Below are 2,943 nucleotides of genomic sequence, written 5' to 3'. Positions count from 1 at the left end.
GCCGCCGCGGCCACCATTACCGCCGTCCCCGCCAACGATGGAACCGTCGCCGCCCGCTCCGCCTTTGCCGCCGGCTCCGCCGTTGGTGCCGTTAAGCCCCAAGCCGTAGCCGCCGAAGCCGCCGTCGCCCCCGTCGCCGCCGCGGCCGCCCACGCCGGACGGGCCGATGCCTGCACCGCCGTCGCCGCCCGCGCCGCCGGCGCTGGCGAGGTTAGGGGCGAAGACCTGGAAGACCGCGCCGGAGTTGCCGCCGCGGCCGCCGTCGCCGCCGCGATTGCCGGTGCCACCGTGGCCGCCGTCACCGCCGGCGCCGGACTTGCCCTCACCTATGCCAACACCGCCGTTGCCGCCCGCGCCGCCCGCGCCCCCGTTACCGATGCTGCCGCCGGCGCCGCCGGTGCCGGTGAGACCACCACTGCCACCATCGCCGCCGCGACCACCACGGCCCGCTGAGAGGTTTGTGAGGGCGCCGCCGCCGTTCCCACCGACGCCGCCGTCCCCGCCGTCCCCGCCGCTGCCGTTGATTCCGCCGAGGCTGTTGCCGCCCTTCCCGCCGGCGCCGCCGGCACCGCCGGCCCCGCCGGCAGCGAGGGCAGGACCCACTCCGTCGTCGTTACCGTCTCCGCCGGCACCCCCATTGCCGCCCCTGCCGCCGTTGCCGCCGGCGGCAGGGCCGGTGCCGCCGTCACCGCCCGCACCGCCGGCACCGCCAGCCTTCCCAGTGCCACCGGCGCTGCCCGCGCCGCCATCACCGCCATCGCCGCCTCTGCCGAAAGCGCTGGCGCCGCCGTTGCCGCCCTTGCCGCCATCGCCGCCGGTACTGGCGTCGCCTGTGGGTCCGCCGTCACCTCCTCGGCCCCCGGCGCCGCCAACGAGCGAGCCGACGCCGCCATCGCCGCCGGTACCGCCGTCACCACTGCTGCCGTCTGTAGCGGCGCCAGGGCCGGCGGCTCCACCGGTGCCGCCCGCCCCGCCGGTTCCTCCGGTTCCATTGGCGCTGAAACCGCCTTTGCCGCCGGCGCCGCCAGTGCCGCCGTTGCCACCAAAGCCGCCGCCGTCGCCGGTGGCGCGGCCGATACCACCGTCGCCGCCGGCACCACCCTGGCCGCCGACGCCGCCGGCAAGGGTGCCCGAGCCACCGTCCCCGCCAAGGCCGCCATCGCCGCCTCTACCGGCGACGATGCTTCCGGTACCATCGTCGCCGATACCGCCGTCGCCGCCGGCGCCGCCGTTCCCACCGACTCCGGAGGGCCCGATCCCAGCACCGCCGTCGCCGCCGCGACCGCCGTGGCCGCTGACCGCTTCACCGGGTTCGTAGCCCGTTCGACCGGTGGCCCCACCGTCACCGCCGCGGCCGCCGTCGCCGCCGGCGATCGTGCCGGTGCCGCCGGCACCGCCGGCGCCTCCGGAGCCCGCCGCGTCGCCGACACCGGCGCCGCCCGTGCCGCCAGAACCACCTCTACCGCCGTAGGCGCCGCTACCGCCATGACCGCCGTTGCCGCCGGCGCCTGCACCAGGGCCGAACAAGCCTGACCCTCCGTCGCCGCCGGCGCCGCCTTCGCCGCCGTTGCCGTTCCGACCGGCATCCCATGGACCGCCTACCCAATTGCTGCCGCCGTCGCCGCCTGCGCCGCCTGCGCCGCCTGCGCCGCCTGCATAGCGGACCCCGTCAGGGGCGATCCCGCCTGGCGCCCCATGGCCGCCCGCCCCGCCGTTGCCACCGGTGCCGCCGAGCCCTGCCAGCAGGCCACCAACGCCGCCTGCCCCACCGGCGCCGCCGGCACCGCCAGCGCCGTCGTGGAACAAGGCCCTACCGGCAAAGCCGGCGCCGCCGGCCCCGCCGGCGCCGCCGTTGCCAAAGAGCCAGGCATTGCCGCCGGCGCCGCCCGTCCCACCGGGCTGGTTCGGCGCAATGCCGATTCCCCCGGCTCCGCCCGCTCCCCCGTTGCCCCACAGGAAGCCCGCGTCACCGCCGCGGCCACCGGCCTGCCCTGGCCCTCCCGGTGCGCCCTTGCCGCCATTGCCTACCAGCCATCCGGCATTGCCGCCTGCCTGGCCGGGCAACGTTGCATCGGCGCCATTCGCGACCAGCGCGCGCCCCGTCAACGCAATGGACGGCGCGTTGATCACATCGAGGAGCGGGTTCCCGCCGAGAGCCGCCACGTTGGCCGCCTCGGTGATCGAGTACTGGCTGAAGCCTGCTTGCAGGTTGTGTACGAACTGGTCGTGGAACACCGCGGCCTGGCCGCTGAGCTGCTGATACTGCACGCCGTGCGAACCGAACAACGCGGCAATAGCTTCGGACACCTCATCGAGCGCCGCCGGCTGCAGTGCGGTCGTCAAGGCGGCGGCCGCCTCGTTGGCGGCCCTGATCGTGGAGCCAATTGCCTGCAACGGCGCGGCCACCGCGTTGGTCAACTCGGGTACGGCGTAGACAAAAGACATCGGCCCGTCCTCACTAATCGGGTGCTCCGCAACTCGGAGCCGCGATTCCGCGAGCCCCGAGGCGTCTATGTCATCGCGGCGGTATTCGGTGAAGATTTGGAAGTTGTGAAATGTGCTGGCAGCGCTAGTTCACCGGCCACTGGATGGCGGTTGCAGCGTTAGGTGCACGCCGCCGTGTCGATCGGAGTCTCGGGCAGAGGGGAGTCACATGAAGGCGGCGGTCGGCAGCTAGAGCCGGTCGGCGGCGAAACTGGCGGCCTGGTTGGTCATCCCGGTTTGGACATAGGCGACGTGCGCCGCTCCATTCCTGCCCTCGGAGCAGATCGGGTCCTCACCTGCCCAGCAGCGGCCACACCGGCGCGGTTCGCTGGCAAACAATAGGAGAACGGCCTTCAATCAAGCTGGTAACATCATTCTCAAGTACTGGCGATTGGCCATGGGGGGCTGTGATGACGGAAGTTGCCGTTTTGGAAACCGGCAGCGGGCTGCCCTCGGGGG

At 74.1% G+C, this 2,943-nt stretch carries 1 protein-coding gene; it reads right to left on the bottom strand.

Annotation, left to right across the window (positions count from 1 at the left end; translation table 11 throughout):
* A partial coding sequence (locus tag BST27_RS34710; RefSeq protein ID WP_083148798.1) for a PE family protein occupies window positions 1-2,445 on the bottom strand: 2,445 nt, incomplete at its 3' end.
* Between the last annotated feature and the right edge of the window lie 498 nt (window positions 2,446-2,943).

Source organism: Mycobacterium intermedium, assembly GCF_002086275.1.
Taxonomy (GTDB): domain Bacteria; phylum Actinomycetota; class Actinomycetes; order Mycobacteriales; family Mycobacteriaceae; genus Mycobacterium; species Mycobacterium intermedium.
Note: the sequence above shows the minus strand (reverse complement) of the source record. Positions and strands in the feature narration are given on the sequence as shown.